Annotated in this window: 14 protein-coding genes; 6 read left to right on the forward strand and 8 right to left on the reverse strand. The window is 64.5% G+C overall.

Annotated features, from left to right (window positions below; genetic code table 11):
• The first annotated feature begins 331 nt into the window (after window positions 1-331).
• The gene (purH, locus tag ACR30Z_RS05860; RefSeq protein ID WP_434371540.1) at window positions 332-2,002 is read left to right on the forward strand and encodes a bifunctional phosphoribosylaminoimidazolecarboxamide formyltransferase/IMP cyclohydrolase; all 1,671 of its coding nucleotides are present in this window, start codon (window positions 332-334) and stop codon (window positions 2,000-2,002) included.
• Between the two features lie 130 nt (window positions 2,003-2,132).
• On the opposite strand, the gene ACR30Z_RS05865 is transcribed toward purH, so the two are convergent.
• Entirely contained in the window at window positions 2,133-3,239 is a 1,107-nt protein-coding gene (locus tag ACR30Z_RS05865) for a trypsin-like serine peptidase (protein WP_434371541.1), read from the reverse strand.
• Window positions 3,240-3,432: 193 nt separating this feature from the next.
• Window positions 3,433-3,975, reverse strand: a complete 543-nt coding sequence (locus ACR30Z_RS05870; RefSeq protein WP_434371543.1) for a hypothetical protein — start codon at window positions 3,973-3,975, stop codon at window positions 3,433-3,435.
• A 268-nt stretch (window positions 3,976-4,243) separates the two neighbouring features.
• Here ACR30Z_RS05870 and ACR30Z_RS05875 point away from each other — a divergent pair, with 268 nt between their 5' ends.
• A complete protein-coding gene (locus tag ACR30Z_RS05875; protein WP_434371544.1) occupies window positions 4,244-6,463 on the forward strand; it encodes an NADP-dependent isocitrate dehydrogenase in 2,220 nt (739 codons plus the stop codon).
• A 67-nt stretch (window positions 6,464-6,530) separates the two neighbouring features.
• Here the strand turns inward: ACR30Z_RS05875 and ACR30Z_RS05880 are convergent, their stop codons facing one another.
• From ACR30Z_RS05880 to ACR30Z_RS05900, 5 genes are all read right to left on the reverse strand, one after another.
• Complete coding sequence (locus ACR30Z_RS05880; RefSeq protein ID WP_434371545.1) at window positions 6,531-7,640, reverse strand: FAD-dependent oxidoreductase; 1,110 nt, start codon at window positions 7,638-7,640, stop codon at window positions 6,531-6,533.
• Between the two features lie 82 nt (window positions 7,641-7,722).
• The gene (gene phnE, locus ACR30Z_RS05885; RefSeq protein ID WP_144647742.1) at window positions 7,723-8,577 is read right to left on the reverse strand and encodes a phosphonate ABC transporter, permease protein PhnE; all 855 of its coding nucleotides are present in this window, start codon (window positions 8,575-8,577) and stop codon (window positions 7,723-7,725) included.
• Window positions 8,574-9,338 carry a phosphonate ABC transporter ATP-binding protein gene (locus ACR30Z_RS05890; protein WP_434371547.1) on the reverse strand — a complete coding sequence of 255 codons (765 nt, stop codon included), beginning with the start codon at window positions 9,336-9,338 and terminating at the stop codon, window positions 8,574-8,576. Before ACR30Z_RS05890 ends, phnE begins: the two co-directional genes overlap by 4 nt.
• Window positions 9,338-10,252, reverse strand: a complete 915-nt coding sequence (locus ACR30Z_RS05895; RefSeq protein WP_434371548.1) for a phosphate/phosphite/phosphonate ABC transporter substrate-binding protein — start codon at window positions 10,250-10,252, stop codon at window positions 9,338-9,340. Before ACR30Z_RS05895 ends, ACR30Z_RS05890 begins: the two co-directional genes overlap by 1 nt.
• A gap of 42 nt (window positions 10,253-10,294) precedes the next feature.
• Window positions 10,295-11,548, reverse strand: a complete 1,254-nt coding sequence (locus ACR30Z_RS05900) for a TIGR03364 family FAD-dependent oxidoreductase (RefSeq protein ID WP_434371550.1) — start codon at window positions 11,546-11,548, stop codon at window positions 10,295-10,297.
• Between the two features lie 127 nt (window positions 11,549-11,675).
• On the opposite strand from ACR30Z_RS05900, the gene ACR30Z_RS05905 reads away from it, so the two are divergent.
• The 3 genes from ACR30Z_RS05905 to ACR30Z_RS05915 all read left to right on the forward strand — a co-directional run bounded on the left by ACR30Z_RS05905 (window position 11,676) and on the right by ACR30Z_RS05915 (window position 13,626).
• Window positions 11,676-12,443 (forward strand): GntR family transcriptional regulator, encoded by a 768-nt coding sequence (locus ACR30Z_RS05905; protein ID WP_434371551.1) that lies wholly within the window; start codon window positions 11,676-11,678, stop codon window positions 12,441-12,443.
• On the forward strand, window positions 12,440-13,111 hold the full coding sequence (locus tag ACR30Z_RS05910) for a phosphonatase-like hydrolase (RefSeq protein ID WP_434371552.1): 672 nt from the start codon (window positions 12,440-12,442) through the stop codon (window positions 13,109-13,111). The genes ACR30Z_RS05905 and ACR30Z_RS05910 overlap by 4 nt, the downstream gene beginning before the upstream one ends.
• A 74-nt stretch (window positions 13,112-13,185) precedes the next feature.
• Entirely contained in the window at window positions 13,186-13,626 is a 441-nt protein-coding gene (locus ACR30Z_RS05915) for a DoxX family protein (RefSeq protein WP_434371553.1), read from the forward strand.
• 15 nt (window positions 13,627-13,641) lie between these two features.
• Here ACR30Z_RS05915 and ACR30Z_RS05920 read toward each other — a convergent pair whose 3' ends face one another.
• On the reverse strand, window positions 13,642-14,712 hold the full coding sequence (locus tag ACR30Z_RS05920; RefSeq protein ID WP_144647728.1) for a Gfo/Idh/MocA family protein: 1,071 nt from the start codon (window positions 14,710-14,712) through the stop codon (window positions 13,642-13,644).
• A 267-nt stretch (window positions 14,713-14,979) separates the two neighbouring features.
• Here ACR30Z_RS05920 and ACR30Z_RS05925 point away from each other — a divergent pair, with 267 nt between their 5' ends.
• Window positions 14,980-16,074: a biotin/lipoyl-binding protein gene (locus ACR30Z_RS05925; RefSeq protein WP_434371554.1), complete on the forward strand. Its 1,095-nt coding sequence runs from the start codon at window positions 14,980-14,982 to the stop codon at window positions 16,072-16,074.
• Window positions 16,075-16,079 lie beyond the last annotated feature (5 nt).

Here is a 16,079-nt window from a genome sequence, read left to right on the forward strand (position 1 = left end):
GGGGTGTCGAATTTGTGGGGCCTGGTGTGCGTCCCAAGTCGGAACAATGGCGTGCGGAGCGGGCCCCGCAACGGGGGTGGCCGAGTTTGTGGGGCCTGGTGTGCGTCCCAAGTCGGAACAATGGCGTGCGGAGCGGGCCCCGCAAGGGGGTGCCGAGTGTGTGGGGCCTGGTGTGCGTCCCAAGTCGGAACAATGGCGCGCGGAGCGGGCCCCGCAACGAGGTGCCGCAATCCAGGAGCGAAGACGCAAAAGCGGGGTGCCAACGAAACACGATAAACTCTCCGTATCCCCACCACCCGCGACATCTACGCGAACTAAGACGGAGACTTTTGTGAGCTTGACGCAGCTTGACCGTGTTCCCATCCGCCGTGCACTGATCTCGGTTTACGACAAGACGGGACTGGAGGAGCTCGCGAAGGGCCTGCACGCAGCAGGCGTCGCCATTGTTTCCACCGGCTCCACCGCCAAGAAGATCGCCGCCGCAGGCATCCCGGTCAAGGAAGTCGAAGAAGTCACCGGCTCCCCGGAAATGCTGGACGGCCGGGTCAAGACCCTGCACCCGCGCGTGCACGGCGGCATCCTGGCCGACCGTCGCGTTCCGGCGCACATGGACACCCTTGCCGGCATGGAGATCGAAACCTTCGACCTCGTGGTGGTGAACCTGTACCCGTTCGTTGAAACCGTGAAATCCGGTGCAGCGCAGGACGACGTCGTCGAGCAGATCGACATCGGAGGCCCCGCCATGGTGCGTTCGGCCGCGAAGAACCACGCCGCCGTCGCCATCGTCACGGACCCGCACTTCTACGGCGCAGTTGTGGACGCCGCAGCCCACGGTGGCTTCGACCTGAACACCCGCCGCCGCCTGGCCGCCAAGGCCTTCGCGCACACGGCCAGCTACGACAACGCTGTAGCCACCTGGACTGCCAGCCAGTTCCTGGACGAAGACGGCGACGGCGTCATCGACTGGCCCGCGTACGCCGGACTTGCCCTGGAGCGTTCCGAGGTCCTCCGCTACGGCGAAAACCCGCACCAGCAGGCCGCGCTCTACGTGGACAAGGCCGCTCCGGCCGGCATCGCCCAGGCTGACCAGCTGCACGGCAAAGCCATGAGCTACAACAACTTCGTCGACGCCGATGCCGCCCTCCGCGCAGCGTTCGACTTCGCTGAGCCCGCAGTCGCGATCATCAAGCACGCCAACCCCTGCGGTGTGGCTGTCGGTTCCGCCGACGCCGCCGATCCCATTGCGGATGCCCACGCCAAGGCCCACGCCTGCGACCCCGTCTCAGCTTTCGGTGGCGTCATCGCCGCGAACCGCACGGTCACCGCCGGAATGGCGCAGACCGTTGCCGGGATCTTCACCGAGGTTGTCATCGCACCGGACTTCGAGCCGGAAGCCGTGGAGATCCTCTCCAAGAAGAAGAACATCCGCCTCCTCGCCCTGCCTGAAGGCTACGGCCGCTACCCGGCCGAAATGCGCCAGGTTTCCGGTGGTGTCCTGGTCCAGATGTCCGACAAGGTTGATGCCGACGGCGACAACCCCGCCAACTGGACCCTCGCGGCCGGCGAAGCCGCTGACGATGCAACCCTCGCGGACCTGGCTTTCGCCTGGACCGCTTGCCGCGCTGCCAAGTCCAACGCCATCCTGGTCGCCAACCACGGCGCCGCGGTGGGCATTGGCATGGGCCAGGTCAACCGCCTGGACTCCTGCCGCCTTGCCGTGGAGCGCGCCAACACGCTGGGCGTCACGGTGGAGTCCGACGTCGAAGGTGCCGGCGGTGCCTCCAACGCCAGCGGTGCCAACGCACCGGAACGCGCACGCGGCGCGGTTGCAGCCTCCGACGCGTTCTTCCCGTTCGCTGACGGCCTGCAGATCCTGATCGACGCCGGTGTCCGCGCCGTGGTCCAGCCGGGTGGCTCGGTCCGCGACGAGGAAGTCATCGCCGCAGCCAACGCTGCCGGCATCACGATGTACTTCACCGGCGCACGCCACTTCTTCCACTAGTCCCCACCGCCGCCCTAACCTCGCTGCGCTTCGGCCAGGGAACCCGGGCGGCGTGGGCCCACAACGAAACGGCGGCCGCCCCCGGAAGGGGACGGCCGCCGTCGTCGTTAACAGGGACTTGCTACATCGGTTACGAAGCCGCCGCGGTGTTGTAGGTGGACTGGATTACGGTGCCCCAGTACGGTCCGTACATGCTGGTGGAGTTGCTGCCGTAGCCGTAGCTGTTGACGGAGTTCTGGAAGCCGGTGGAGCTGTTGCCGATGAACCACGGACCGCCCGAGGAACCACCGGTCATGTTGCAGGGGATGCCCTGGCTGTTGAACTGCGGGTTGTAGGGATCGTTGGTAGCGGTGCCCGAGCAGCTCTTGAGCGATTCGCCGTTGAAGGGCGAGCCGGCCGGGTAGCCGAAGGCCTTGTAGCTGAGGCCGCGGGCGGCGTTGAACTGGACTCCGGAGGAACCAACGACATCTGCGAGCCGCTGACCGTTGAGGGTGTTCATGACGGCGAAGGCGGTGTCGTACTGCATGTTGCCGTTGGAGGCCCACTGGGTGGGGGCGTACAGCGCCTTTGCCGTCCACTTCCCGTAGGGTGCTGCGCCGTTGAGGTAGGCCGGAACGAAGACGAAGTTGGTTGCGTAGGCGCCCGGGCCTTCGTTGAGGCAGTGGCCGGCGGTGGAAACGGTGCTCTTGTTCGCCGCGGTAACGGAGTTGCCGGAGCAGACGTAGTTGGAGCCACCCAGGGTGAAGAAGATCTTGCCGATGTGCTTGACCGGTGTTTCGCTCTGGTTGACCTTGCGGTCGATGGTCTTGGAATCGGTTGCGGCCTGCTGGCCGGCGATGCTGCTGATGGCGCCCGGGGCTTCGGTGACCGGGGCTTTGCCGAGGTTGAGGAGCTTGCCGCGATCCAGTGCCTTGGCGGCCAGGATTTCGCCGGACTGCGCGGACTTCATGCGTTCCGGCGTCCAGTAGTCTGCAGCGCCGGTGTCCGACACTACGTGGCTGCTGACCGCTGCGCCGCTGGTGTCTGCGTCCTTGGAGGGGGCCGCGTTGGCGCTGGTGGTTCCAACCAACGCCAGGATTGCGGCAGCGGACAGACTCAGCAGGCTTGTGGCCAGGGTCTTGGTTTTTGTCACGTTGTTCCTACCTATCGAGGGAGTGAGGCGGCCAGTGATGGCGACCGCCGACTGACGGAATTGAAGGTATCGAACGTATGACAACTTTGTAAAGAGATGTTTCACAGTTTGTGATAATTTGCTGTCACTTCCTTGTTAAGTGACGAGGTTCCTTTGGCGAGCTCAGTGACGGTCCGTGGCAGCGGTCAACCTGAAGTTCACAGCGCCGTATGCCATCCGAACATCAGCTACGTGCAGGCCCTCAGTGGTCTTTGACCGTGACTCTGTCAGGGAGGGGCTTGGGTGTGACGCCAGGCCATTAACCGTCCCGTGAGAGCAGGGATAGATTGCGCTCGCCCTCGGGATCGTCGGCGCTGAGCGGGATAATGATGGTGTTGTGCTGCGAAGGAGCCGAGGGCTGTCCGCCCATCCAGGCTGATCCCACGCCTGCAGTGGTGAGGTCGAAGAACGGCTCCCCGTCAGCGGTTCGGGCGCTGATCTGAATCTGGGTGTTGGGCATGTAGCCCTCGCCTACAGACCAAACGTTCCGGACGATGTAATCGACCAGCAAATCTCCGTAAAGAACGGTGTAACCGGGGTCGATGGCTAACTCTACGGAGTATCCGGTGTTGCCCTTCACATTGGGTGGACCTCCTCCGGCGAAGCCGGTCACCGAGATTCCGGGGACGGCGTCGATTGCCTCGCGGGCTTCGGCAATCGTCTGGCCAGTGTCGGCGTCGTGCGGGATGGTCTCCCGGGGTGTCGGCGCCGGGACAGCGCAAGCGGTCAGCGCGAGGAGAATCCCGGCCGTCGAGACGGTCAGCCAGGCAGCTAAGGAGGCTGGTCGAATGATGCGGGTCATGACTTCACTATGTTCGGTTTCGCTGTGAATGAGATGCTGACGCGCCCGGGACCAGATATTTGCCACAGCAGCCACCTTGCGGCAACCAGCCCTCCACAACCAGGGTCCGACGGCGGCGGGCAGCAGCGGCTGTCCGGCCGCCGTCGGGCGTTCATCACCATGGCGGGGTAACGAACACGTGATCCCGGACACGAAGGGCCGCCAAAACGGTCTACTCGGGTAAGTTAGAGATGTTGAAATCTGCAGACTTTCAGGGAGAACCCCGCCAATGGCCAAGATTATCTATACCCACACAGACGAAGCGCCGATGCTGGCAACTTACTCATTCCTGCCGATTGTGGAAGCGTATGCCTCGACCGCAGGTGTAGAGGTGGAGACCCGCGATATTTCGCTGGCCGGCCGCATCATCGCCGTCTTCGGCGATTTCCTGACCGAAGAGCAGCGCACGGGCAACGCCCTTGCTGAACTTGGTGAGCTGGCAAAGCAGCCGGAAGCCAACATCATCAAGCTGCCCAACATCAGCGCCTCCGTGCCGCAGCTCAAGGCTGCCATCGCCGAGCTCCAGGCCCAGGGCTTCGCCCTCCCGGACTACCCGGACAACCCTTCCTCGGACACCGAGACGGACATCCGCTCGCGTTACGACAAGATCAAGGGTTCCGCTGTGAACCCGGTGCTGCGTGAAGGCAACTCTGACCGCCGCGCACCCCTGTCGGTAAAGAACTACGCCCGCCAGAACCCGCACTCCATGGGCGCCTGGACTCCCGAGTCCAAGACCAACGTTGCCACCATGGGCGAGAACGACTTCCGCTCCAACGAGAAGTCCGTTGTCCTCGAGGCCGACGATTCCCTGAGCATCCAGCTGGTCCGCGAAGACGGCACCACCAAGGTCCTCAAGAAGGACTTCCCCGTCCTGGCCGGCGAAGTTGTTGACGCGACCGTCCTGCGCGCCGATGCCTTGGACGAGTTCCTCAAGGCACAGGTTGCCCGTGCCAAGGAAGAGGGCATTCTCTTCTCCGCGCACTTGAAGGCCACCATGATGAAGGTCTCCGACCCCATCATCTTCGGCCACGTGGTCAAGGCTTACTTCTCCGAGCTGTTCGACACCTACGGCAAGCAGCTCGCAGCCGCAGGCATCAGCCCGAACAACGGCCTCGCTGCCATCCTTAGCGGCCTGGAAGACCTGCCGGAAGACGTCCGCGAAGGCGTCAAGGCGGCCATCACCAAGGGCCTCGAAGACGGTCCCGCGCTGGCCATGGTGGACTCTGACAAGGGCATCACCAGCCTCCACGTTCCCTCGGACATCATCGTTGACGCTTCCATGCCGGCCATGATCCGCTCCTCCGGCCACATGTGGGGCCCGGACGGCAAGGAAGCCGACACCCTGGCCGTGATCCCGGACAGCTCCTACGCCGGCGTCTACCAGGTTGTGCTGGACGACTGCCGTGCCAACGGCGCGTTCGACCCCACCACCATGGGCACCGTTCCCAACGTGGGCCTCATGGCACAGGCGGCCGAAGAATACGGCAGCCACGACAAGACTTTCGAGATCCAGGCAGCCGGCACCGTCCAGCTGGTGGACAGCAAGGGCAACGTCCTCACCGAGCACCAGGTCTTCCCGGGTGACATCTGGCGCGCATGCCAGACCAAGGATGTCCCGGTCCGCGACTGGGTGAAGCTGGCCGTCACCCGTGCCCGCGCTTCCCAGACCCCGGCCGTTTTCTGGCTGGACAAGGGCCGCGCGCACGACGCCAACCTGATCGCCAAGGTCAACGAGTACCTGAAGGACCACGACACCGGGGGCCTGCAGATCGAGATCCTCTCCCCGGTTGAGGCCACGGCCTTCACCTTGGAGCGCATCCGCAAGGGCGAGGACACCATCTCCGTCACGGGCAACGTGCTCCGCGACTACCTCACGGACCTGTTCCCGATCCTTGAGCTCGGTACCAGCGCAAAGATGCTCTCCATCGTTCCGCTGATCAACGGTGGCGGCCTGTTCGAGACCGGCGCCGGTGGCTCCGCTCCCAAGCACGTCCAGCAGCTGGTCAAGGAAAACCACCTCCGCTGGGACAGCCTGGGCGAGTTCCTTGCCCTGGCAGTGAGCTTTGAGCACCTTGCCACCACCACGGGCAACGCCCGCGCACAGGTCCTTGCCGACACGCTGGACCGCGCAACGGGTACGTTCCTGCTGGAGAACAAGTCCCCGCGCCGCAGCGTCGGCGAGCTGGATAACCGCGGAAGCCACTTCTACCTGGCCACCTACTGGGCCCAGGAACTGGCCAAGCAGACCGAAGACGCCGAGTTGGCCAAGGACTTCGCCGCAATTGCGGAAGCCCTGACCTCCAACGAGGAGACAATCGTCGGCGAGCTCGCCGCAGTCCAGGGTCCCGCCGTCGACCTTGGCGGTTACTACCGTCCGGACGCCGCCAAGGCTGCCGAGATCATGCGCCCGTCGGCTACGTTCAACAAGGTCCTCGCGACCCTGAAGTAACCTCGAGTTTGTGTACAGCTAATGCCCCTAAGACACCGTCTTGGGGGCATTAGCTGTACTAAAACTCCTAGCGCTCGGCGTGGAACCGCCCAGGTGCCACGCCGCCGTCGACGATGTCCTTCAGCACCCGCCCAATAGCCGGCGTGAACTTGAAACCGTGGCCGGAGAAACCAGCGCCCACCACCAGCGGACCGAAGCGGTCCAGCACAAAGTCCTCAGTGGGCGTGGTGGTGTAGGTGCAGCTGATGGGAACCGCGGTGGAGGGGTCGACGCCGGGAAGCCACTCCTCGGCGTACCGCACCAACGCTTCGAGCTGGTGGGGAATGGGCTCGAACGTGCGCTCGTCGGGGTCCATGACGGGGCCGACACCGTGCCAGCCGGCCTTGACGCCCTCGCCGGGGGTGAGCATGCCGTACACGGGGCTGTACCAGTACTCATACAGTTCGTTGTTCGGATCGGGGTCCGGGCTGTGGTTGAGGCTCGGCCACACCAGCGTGTTGTCCGTGGGAGTGAAATGGGCCGGCTGCTCCTGCGTCACGACCAACGCGGGCAGGTCCGTGAGCTTTCCGATGAGCTTGGGGGTCCATGCACCGGCGGTGACCACCACACGATGGGCTGTGTATTCGGTTTCCTCGGTGACCACCACCACTGATTCGCCGCCGGTGACGCGGATGTCGCGGACCGGCGTCGAGTATTTGAAGACCGCGCCGTGGGACTCGGCGGACTTCCGCAGGGCCACCAGGGCATCTGCCGAGCGGATCCGGCCCGATCCCGGGACGAAGAGCACGTCGGTGGCAAAGTTCATGCCCAGCCAGCGGTTGGCGGCTTCGTCGGCGGAGATGAAGTAGCTATCGATGCCGCGTGCCTCGTGGGCTTCGCGGACTTGTTGCAGCCGGGGTAGGTTGCCGTGGTTGGCCAGTCCCACCATGTCCAGGAGCGGCGCGCCGTGCTCGGCGGCGAGCTCGTCCCAGAGTGTCTTGGACTCTGCCAGGAGGTCCAGGTAATCGGCCTCGACGTAGGCGGTGTTGAAGTTGCGGGTGGCGCCATGGGAGGCGCCGATGTGGTGCCCGGCCTCGAACTGCTCCAACAGAACCACCGATCGGCCGGACCGGGCGAGTTGCCATGCGGCCGCCGATCCCATGGCTCCTCCGCCAACAACTACAACGTCAACCTGCATGCCTGCTCCATCCACAACGTCCGGGACTCAAACCACGGCCCCAATCAGGGCCACCTCCCATTCTGCCCCCGAAGCCTGAAGGTTACGCAGCCAGGCGCCTGCGGATCCACGCGGAGAACTGATCCACCACGATGATCAGCACCAACACGATCAGGATGTGCGTGAGCATGGAGTCGAACTGGAACGACTTGATGGACTGGTTGATCAGGAGCCCGATACCGCCAGCGCCCACCAGGCCCAGGACCAGCGAGGACCGCACGTTGACGTCGAAGCGGTAGAGCAGCAAGCCGACGAATTGCGGAACCACCATGGGCAGCGTGGCATTGGCTACCTGTTGGATCCGGTTGGCGCCCGCTGTTCGCAATGCTTCCTGCGGCCCGGCGTCGATCTCTTCCATCGATTCCGCCCACAGTTTCCCCATCACGCCCGTGTTGTGGCAGATCAGGGCCAGCACGCCCGCGAATGGACCAAGGCCCACGGCGGTCACGAAGATCAGCGCGAACACGATGTCCGGGACGGCACGGAAGAAGGACAACACGGCACGCGCGGCTTGGTACACCAGCCGGTGCGGGGTGGTGTTCTCCGCGGCAAGCGCTGCCAGGAGCAGGGCAAACGGTACAGACAACGTGGTGCCCAGCAGGCCGATCCACAGGGTCACCAGCGTGGCTTCGAGGCCGGGGCGAATCGTGCGGTCCCAGCTGAGGTCCGGCGGGAAGGCATCGCCGATGAAGGCGGCCATGCCTTTCCAGCCGTCCACCAGCAGTTCGGGTTTGAAGTCCGTCCCTTCGATGGCCACGGCATGCAGTCCGACGACGGCGGCAACCACTGCCGCCGTCGTGATCCACCGAAGGGGCTTCTTCGGGCGGATCAGTGCCACGCGGGCCTTGCTGCTTGAGTCCCGGCGCGCGACGGCTGGGTTCAGGGTATGGGGTGTCATGCTGCGATGTTCCTGTCCGGGGCGTACAACGTGTCGAGGTGATCGGCCGTGATCTCCGTGGAGGGGAGGTCGAAGGTCATGGAGCCTTGGAGCAGCCCGATGGACCTGTCGGCGTAGCGCAGCGCGAGGTCCGGCTGGTGCAGCACCGCGGCTACGGCCAGCCCTTCCGAGTGGGCGAGTTCGCGCAGCAAGGCCATGACTTGCTCGGCGGCGTGCGGGTCCAGTGCGGACACGGGCTCGTCGGCAAGTACGACGTCGGCCCGCTGGCAGAGTGCCCGGGCTACGGCCACGCGCTGCTGCTGTCCGCCGGAGAGGCGGCCGACGCGGTCGAAGGCACGGTCTGCCAGGCCCACGCGGTCCAGGCAATCAAGGGCTTCCTGCTGAACATCGGCAGGGAACAGCATTGGCGTCAGTGAACGGACGGTGGGAATGCGGGCGAGGGCGCCGGCGCACACGTTGTCCAAGGCTGTGCGGCGGGGGATGAGGTGGATCTTTTGGAAGATCATGGCCATCCGTTGCCGGGCCTCCTGCAGATTACGGCCTTGCAACGAGTCCAAGGCGGTTTCCGCGATGCTGATGGTGCCGGCGTCCGGGGCGGTGATACCCATGACGCAGCGGAGGGTGGTGGACTTGCCCGAGCCGTTCGCGCCGAGGAAAGCGACCACTTCGCCTGCGGCGACGGAGAAGTCCACGCCCTTCAGGACGGTCCGGCCACCGAAGGACTTGCGCAATCCTTGGACGGAGAGGAGTGGGTCAATCACTACAGATCCTTCTCGGTAAGGCCCATGGTCTCGGCGAGCTCGAACAGCGGCGTGTAGTTGTCCTTGGTGACCTCCAGCAGCGGGCCCGGAGGGGTGACGTCCAGGAACTCGCCCACCTTGGCCACATCCGCGGGGTCCAAGCTCAGGAAGGCGTCTTTCACCGCGGCCTTGAACTCAGGTGCGGCATCTCCACGGACGGTAATGGGGTCGTTCGGGATGGGCTCGGAGGTCCACACCTGCCGGAAGTCGTCCTTGGTGAACGTGCCCGCTGCGATGGCTGTGGCCAGCGTCTGGGAGTTGATCTGGGCAGCGTCCACCTTGCCGTTGGTTAGTGCCAGGAGTGCTTCGGGGTGGCCGCCGGTGTAGTCCATGGTGATGTCGGCGTCGGCGATTCCGGCTTCACGGAGGCCGAAGCGCGGGAGCACATCGCCCGACGTGGACCCGACACTGCCCAGTGCCAGCGACTTGCCCTTCAGGTCTCCGATGGCCTGGATGGTGCTGTCCTTGGGAACCCAGATGCCCGCGGTGTACGAGCTGAGTTCCTTCTCGGCGGTGCCGAAGGACACCAGCGGCTCGGCGCCGGCCTTGGCGTCCGCGAACACGTAGCCCAACGGACCGAACTGGCCCAGGTCCAGCTTGCCGTTGCGCATCGCCAGGACCTCGGCAGCGTAGTCCTCAACCACCTGGACGCTGACAGGGCATTCAAGCTTGTTGGCGAGGGCGGCGGCGAGGACGTCGTAGGCGGGCTTCAACTTGGCCGGGTCCTCATAGGGCTCGATGCCGAACTTGATCTCGCCGTTGGGGCAGGTGGCCGAGGTCGCCTCAGGAGAGGATTGGGCTGAGCCGCCACAGGCTGTCAATGCCAGGACGGTGGCCAGGGCAAGCGCGGAACCGGTGAAGAGCGTGGTTTTCATGGGAATCCTTATGCGAAGGGAGGGCGGGGAGAACGGGAAAATTCAGGACAAGCGCGACACGTTGCGGTGTGCCAGGCCGAAGGACAGGGTCATGCCGACGCCGGAGGTTACGGACACCACCATGACGCCTGGCTGGATTTCGCGGACCAGGATGGGCGCGATGGCAGAAGATGCGTAAACACCCTGCCAGCGCTGGATGATCTCCAGCGGCTCGCCGATCCTGCTGGTGATTTCTGTGTTGAGGGTGGTGGTGACGGCTTCATCCAGGAACGGATCGGCCGTCCGGTGGTAGTGGTGCGAGTCGCCCAGGATGATGGTCCCGTCGGGGCGCTGCGTGAACATGACGTTGGCACCGATGTCCAGCAGTTCCGGCTGGTTCTCCAACACCTCGGAACGGAGGGCGGCAGCGGCGGGCATATCCGTGAAGGCCGGGTAACGGAGCATGGAGGTTGCCGTGAGAACGGCCGGTGCAAAGTCGGCGCCAGCCGGTTTGGCTGCCAATGACATCTGCAGCGCGCACCGCTGGATTTGGTGTTCAGCGGCCAGATCAGGGAACAGGTAGTCCACATCGTGGCCGACGCACACGAACACCTGCTTTGCACGCAGCTCGCCGCGCGAGGTCATCACGGTGACGCCGTCCGCGGCTTGGCTGAAGCCCAGCGCCGCAGTGTTCCAGTGAAGTTCTACGCCGGACTGCTGGCTTAGCCATTCGGCCAACGTTGCGACCGTGGTTCGGGGGTCGACGCGGAGGTCGTCCCGGAGGAAGGCGCCACCTACGAGCCCGGGCCATCCTGCGCCCGAAGTACCGGCGTCGTCGTGCGTCTCGCCAGCGACTGAAGCCGAAGAACCCAACCGTTCGCGTGTCTCCTTCGGCGTAAGCAGCTCCACCTGGCCAGGCTCGCGGACGGCGGAGAGTTCGCGGAGGACGTTCATCTCGGCTTCGGTGCGGGCGAGCACGACGGCGCCGGCCTCCGAAGCCCAGAAGCCGGCCTGCTCGGCGAACTCGAGCCAATACTTCCGGGAGGTCTGCGCGAGCTCGTACAGTTCGCCGGACTGGGCGGTGATGCAGCAATGACCGAAGTTGCGGACGGAGGCGCCGGCGGCGTGGTGGTCACGGTCAACGATGGTCACGGTCAGGCCGTTGGCAACAGCGTGCGCGGCATGAGCCAGGCCAACAATTCCAGCGCCAACAATCACGACGTCGGTGGGCTGGCTGGCGCTGTTGTTGAAGGGTGTGGGGGAGGTGCTTGGGTTGTTCACACCATTGAGATTGGCTGCTGGATCGAGGGGAATCAAGCCAAATTGGCACTTGTATATACAAGTTAACCTGATTTTAACTTCTGTTCATTTGAGTTCATGCCAAGTTCATCTCCAGCCTTTCAAATCCAGTGTTTCCATCACCCGAGACTTGTATTATCAACTGGTGAGCACTCAGCAGAACACACCCCTTCACGTCAGGCTTAGCGAAGAATTCATGCGCCGAATCACCAACGGTGACTGGCCTCCGGGTTTCCAGCTGCCCAGCGAGGCCGAGTTGTGCCGCGAGTTCGGAACTTCCCGCGGACCCATCCGCCAAGCTCTTGCGTTCCTCCGTTCCGAGGGCGCAGTGACGGGCGGCCGTGGGCGTCCCCCCATGGTGCGTTCGTCCGTGCCGTCGCAGTCGTTCTCCACGTTCAACTCCTTCACCGAGTGGGCCCGTGGAATCGGCAAGAAGCCCGGCCAGCGGACCCTGGAGGTAGCCCGCCGCGAAGCAAGCCCGGAAGCTGCCGAGGCCCTGGGGCTGATGCCGGGAACCACCGTGGTGGAGGTCCTCCGCGTCCGCTACCTGGATGAGGCGCCGGCCATGATTGAACGGACCACGTTCGTCCTGGAGGTGGGCCGGAAACTGTTCGACTTCGATACCGACTCGGGGTCCATCTTCGCGTTCCTCAAGGAGCAAGGGGTTGATCTGCACAGCGCACGCCACACCATTGACGCCGTGGCGGCCAGCGACGAGGACGCCGAACTGCTGGAGCAGCCCGAAGGCATTCCGCTGTTGCGCGAACGCCGCATCACCCGATCCGGCGATGGGCAGCCCCTCGAATATTCAGAGGACCGCTATCTGCCGGCACTGACCAACTTCACCATCGACAACACCGTGGAACGCAGGGCCGCGCTGGTCCGCATCCACACCGAAGGAGCCACCCCATGATCCAGCTTGTTGCCTGCGATATGGCCGGAACCACCATCGACGAACACGGCGACGTCTATGTTGCCCTGGCCCGCTGCGTTGAAGAGACCGGCGTAGCCACCACCCCCGAATCCGTGCAGGAATGGATGGGTGCTGACAAGGTGGAGGCCATCACGGCGCTCATCAAAGCCGGAGGTGGAACTGTGGACCAGGCCACAGTGGCTGCCGCTTTCGTCCGGTTCAAGGAGTTGCTCGTCGAGTTCTACGACGCCAACCCGCCTGTGGCGCTGGACGGCGTCGAGGACGCGTTCCGCGAACTCCGCGGCAAGGGAGTCAAGGTGGCACTGACCACGGGCTTCTCGCGCGACGTCGCCGAGCCGCTTTTGGAACGCCTGGGCTGGCGAGTCGACGACGACAGCCTGCTGGACGCCGTCGTGTGTTCCGACGACGTAGCCGCCGGCCGGCCGGCGCCGCACATGATCCATCGCGCCATGGAACTGACCGGGGTGCAGGATGTCCGCGCCGTGCTCGCCGCAGGCGACACCGTGAACGACCTCGCCGCCGCCAACAATGCGGGCGTCACGGCCGTCGGCGTCCTGACCGGGAAGCTGGGCCGCGCCGACCTCGCCGCGCACCCGCACCACCACATTTTGGACGGCGTCAAGGACATCCCGGGGCTGCTGTCCTAGCAAGCGGGGGTGGCTGCGGTCCTTGTGGCACCGTCCGTTTGGCTGGAAGCGCCCGGCATGGAAGATTGGGACGGGTGAAATTCCTTCACCCCTCACCCAAGTCCTCCGCCCGCGGCGTCACCATCCTGCGCGTGGTGTTCGGCGCGCTCCTCATGGTCCATGGCTTCCAGAAGCTCATGGCCGGTCATGCCGCGTTCGCCGCGTCGGTCGCTGCCATGGGTGTGCAGAAGCCCGAGATCGTGGCCTGGCTGGTGATCGCGGGGGAGCTGGGCCTTGGCTTGTTGCTGGTTCTCGGCGCCCTGACCCGCGTGGCCGGGTTCATTGCGGCGATCATGTTCGCCGGCATCTGGTTCGTAACGGAGGCGGGCAAGCCGCTGCTCACGGACAAGGCAGGAGTGACCGCCGAACTCCTGATCATCTACGCCGCCATCTCCGTGGCGTTCATATTCCTTGGCCCTGGAGCGCTCTCTTTGGACCGAAAGCTCGCACGGCAACCGGCCCGCCAAGGTCGTTAACGCACCCGAGTTAATTCACCGTGCGTCGTTCGGGTAGCGGATGCCCAATTGCGACCTGACGCCATCGAACAGGCGCATGACGTTGACGGAGTCCTCCAGCGGCATGACCGGGCTTTCGGTCAATCCTTGCTGTACGCACCGCGTCACTTCACGAAGTTCGTACGTGTAGCCAATGCCCACCACGTCGAAGCGTTCGTGGCGGGGCTCATCCCAGCCAACACGGATCATCAGTTCGCGCGGGTTGTTCACCGAGCCAACTGTTTGCAGGAAGCCGAGTCCGCCCGCGACGGTGGCGGTCCTGGGTCCGTGGGCCATCAAGGACGACGTCAGCTGCGCCTGCGCGCCATTGGCGTACCCCAGGGTCAGTGCGTTCTGGGTGTCCACGCCGTCCTCGTTGAGCGTGCCGATCGCCGTGACCGACTGCGGGAATCCCAGAGTTCCCAACGGCCACAGCAACGGGTAGACGGTCAGGTCCAGGAGGGCGCCCCCACCGTCGTTGAGTGCCCAGATGCGGGCTGAGGGGTCGTACGGTGCGGGGAAACCGAGGTCGGCGCTCACCCATTGGATCTGTCCGAGCTCCCCGGACGCGGCGATCGCGAAGGCCCGCTGCATGCTCGGCAGGAACCGGCTCCACACGGCCTCCATGAAGAAGACTTTGTTTTCCCGGGCCAGTTTCACCAGTTCGGCGGCTTCACGGGCGTTGATGGTGAGCGCTTTCTCGCACAGGACATGCTTGCCGGCACGGAGGGCAGCCGCGGCGATCTGGAAGTGTTGGGCATGGGGAGTGGCCACATAGACCACATCCACAGCGGGATCGTCGAACAACCGCTGGTAGCCGGGCACGTCGCCGTCGTCGCCGTAGCCCTTGGTGAACCCGGCCGCACTGGCGAACGCGTCCGCGGCAGCCTGGGTCCGGGAGCTCACGGCGTAGAGCTCGGCATCTTCCAGCAAGGACAGGTCCTGCGAAACACTGTTGGCGATGTTGCCTGTAGAAACGACGCCCCACTTCAAACGGCGGCCAGTAGCTGCTCGGGGATCCTGGTTGGTTTGGGACGACAGCCACGGCTTGGCGATAGGAAGGGTCATGACTGACATCCTCTCATTTCTCGAAAGCGAGTCTTAAGGCTTTGGCAGCGTCGTTTGGAAAGCGGCCGGGGAAGGTGGAAACGGGAGGCGGAAGGCCTTCAGTGGGTCCGCGAAGTGCTTCGATGACGCTCGGCTCGCTCTGGAATCCCGACACAGTAAGCATTCTGTCAAGTCACAGGAATGCCCGGCGCCATGAAATTCCTCGCTTAGGCTTAGGCAATCATCCCTCGCAGAGGTTCTGTGGGGAGTTACCGAAATGGAGCAGGGATGGGTACTTTTCGGCGTGTCATTTTGCCGGTTGCCTGGTTGTTGGTGTTTGCGATTATCGCCGTGGCTCTGGTCAAGATCGCTTTTGTGGATGGCCTGGAATCGTCCGCCTCGGAGCCGGCGCCGCTGGCCCAAGTGGACATTCCTGTGGTCCCGGCGACGCGGGCTACCGTCACCAACACCGTTGAAATCAAGGGCACCGTCCAGAGTGACGCCGCCGAACCGGTCCGGAGTACTTCGGCCGGCAAAGTCATCAAGGTCTTCGTAGAGCAAGGTGCCACGGTGGCGAAGGGCGACGCCCTGTTCCAGGTCAAGGCCGAGCGGCCAGTCACCACCACGCAGACGTCCAAGGACGGCATACCAACCGCACCGAAGCCTGTGTACGACTACTTCAACATCGTGGCTCCGAGCGCTGGAACGCTGCAGTCCTTGACTACACTCATAGACCAGCAGGTCACCGTGGGCGAGTCCGTGGGCAAGATCGACCCCGGAACGTACACCGTGGCTGGCTCTGTCACGGCGGCGCAGCAGTACCGCCTGCTCGGCAAACCGGGTCCAGCGGAAATCTCTTTGGTGGGTGGACCGGCTCCGTTCCAGTGCACGGAAGTGACGCTCAAGAACAATGCGTCCGACGACGGCGGTGCCGCCTCGGGTGGTTTGGCCGCCACAGGCGGAGGTGCAGGAATGGGCGTCGGCGCAGCGTTGGCAGGCCCTGGTGGTGGAAGCCAACCCGAAGAGGGCGGTTCTCCCACGGGCACGCTTAGCTGCGCAGTCCCTGCTGATCAGGAAGTCTTTGCCGGTCTCGGTGCCACCATGACGGTCAGCGCAGGTGTCGCACCCGACGTGGTCACCGTCCCCCTGACCTCGGTCAAGGGCAGTGTGAAGGACGGAATCGTGTGGATTGCAGGTCCGGGAGGAGCGGGTGCTGCGCCTGAGCAGCGCACGGTCCAGCTGGGACTCAATGACGGAAACGTTGTGGAAGTGACCTCCGGTCTCGCCGAAGGTGAGCAAGTCCTCGAGTTCGTGCCAGGTGCCCCTGCTGCTCCCAACCCCATGATGGGTCCGGGCCAGGTCGCCTTCGCTCCGGCGGGTTAGAGCTA

It is taken from the genome of Paenarthrobacter sp. FR1, assembly GCF_051106045.1.
Classification (GTDB): domain Bacteria; phylum Actinomycetota; class Actinomycetes; order Actinomycetales; family Micrococcaceae; genus Arthrobacter; species Arthrobacter nitroguajacolicus_A.

Excerpts from the sequence above, each read along its gene's own strand:
- ACR30Z_RS05920 (WP_144647728.1), bottom strand. The coding sequence starts at position 14,712 with ATGACCCTTCCTATCGCCAAGCCGTGGCTGTCGTCCCAAACCAACCAG.
- ACR30Z_RS05880 (WP_434371545.1), bottom strand. The coding sequence starts at position 7,640 with ATGCAGGTTGACGTTGTAGTTGTTGGCGGAGGAGCCATGGGATCGGCG.
- phnE (WP_144647742.1), bottom strand. The coding sequence starts at position 8,577 with ATGACACCCCATACCCTGAACCCAGCCGTCGCGCGCCGGGACTCAAGC.
- ACR30Z_RS05925 (WP_434371554.1), top strand. The coding sequence starts at position 14,980 with ATGGGTACTTTTCGGCGTGTCATTTTGCCGGTTGCCTGGTTGTTGGTG.
- ACR30Z_RS05910 (WP_434371552.1), top strand. The coding sequence starts at position 12,440 with ATGATCCAGCTTGTTGCCTGCGATATGGCCGGAACCACCATCGACGAA.
- ACR30Z_RS05895 (WP_434371548.1), bottom strand. The coding sequence starts at position 10,252 with ATGAAAACCACGCTCTTCACCGGTTCCGCGCTTGCCCTGGCCACCGTC.
- ACR30Z_RS05875 (WP_434371544.1), top strand. The coding sequence starts at position 4,244 with ATGGCCAAGATTATCTATACCCACACAGACGAAGCGCCGATGCTGGCA.
- ACR30Z_RS05870 (WP_434371543.1), bottom strand. The coding sequence starts at position 3,975 with ATGACCCGCATCATTCGACCAGCCTCCTTAGCTGCCTGGCTGACCGTC.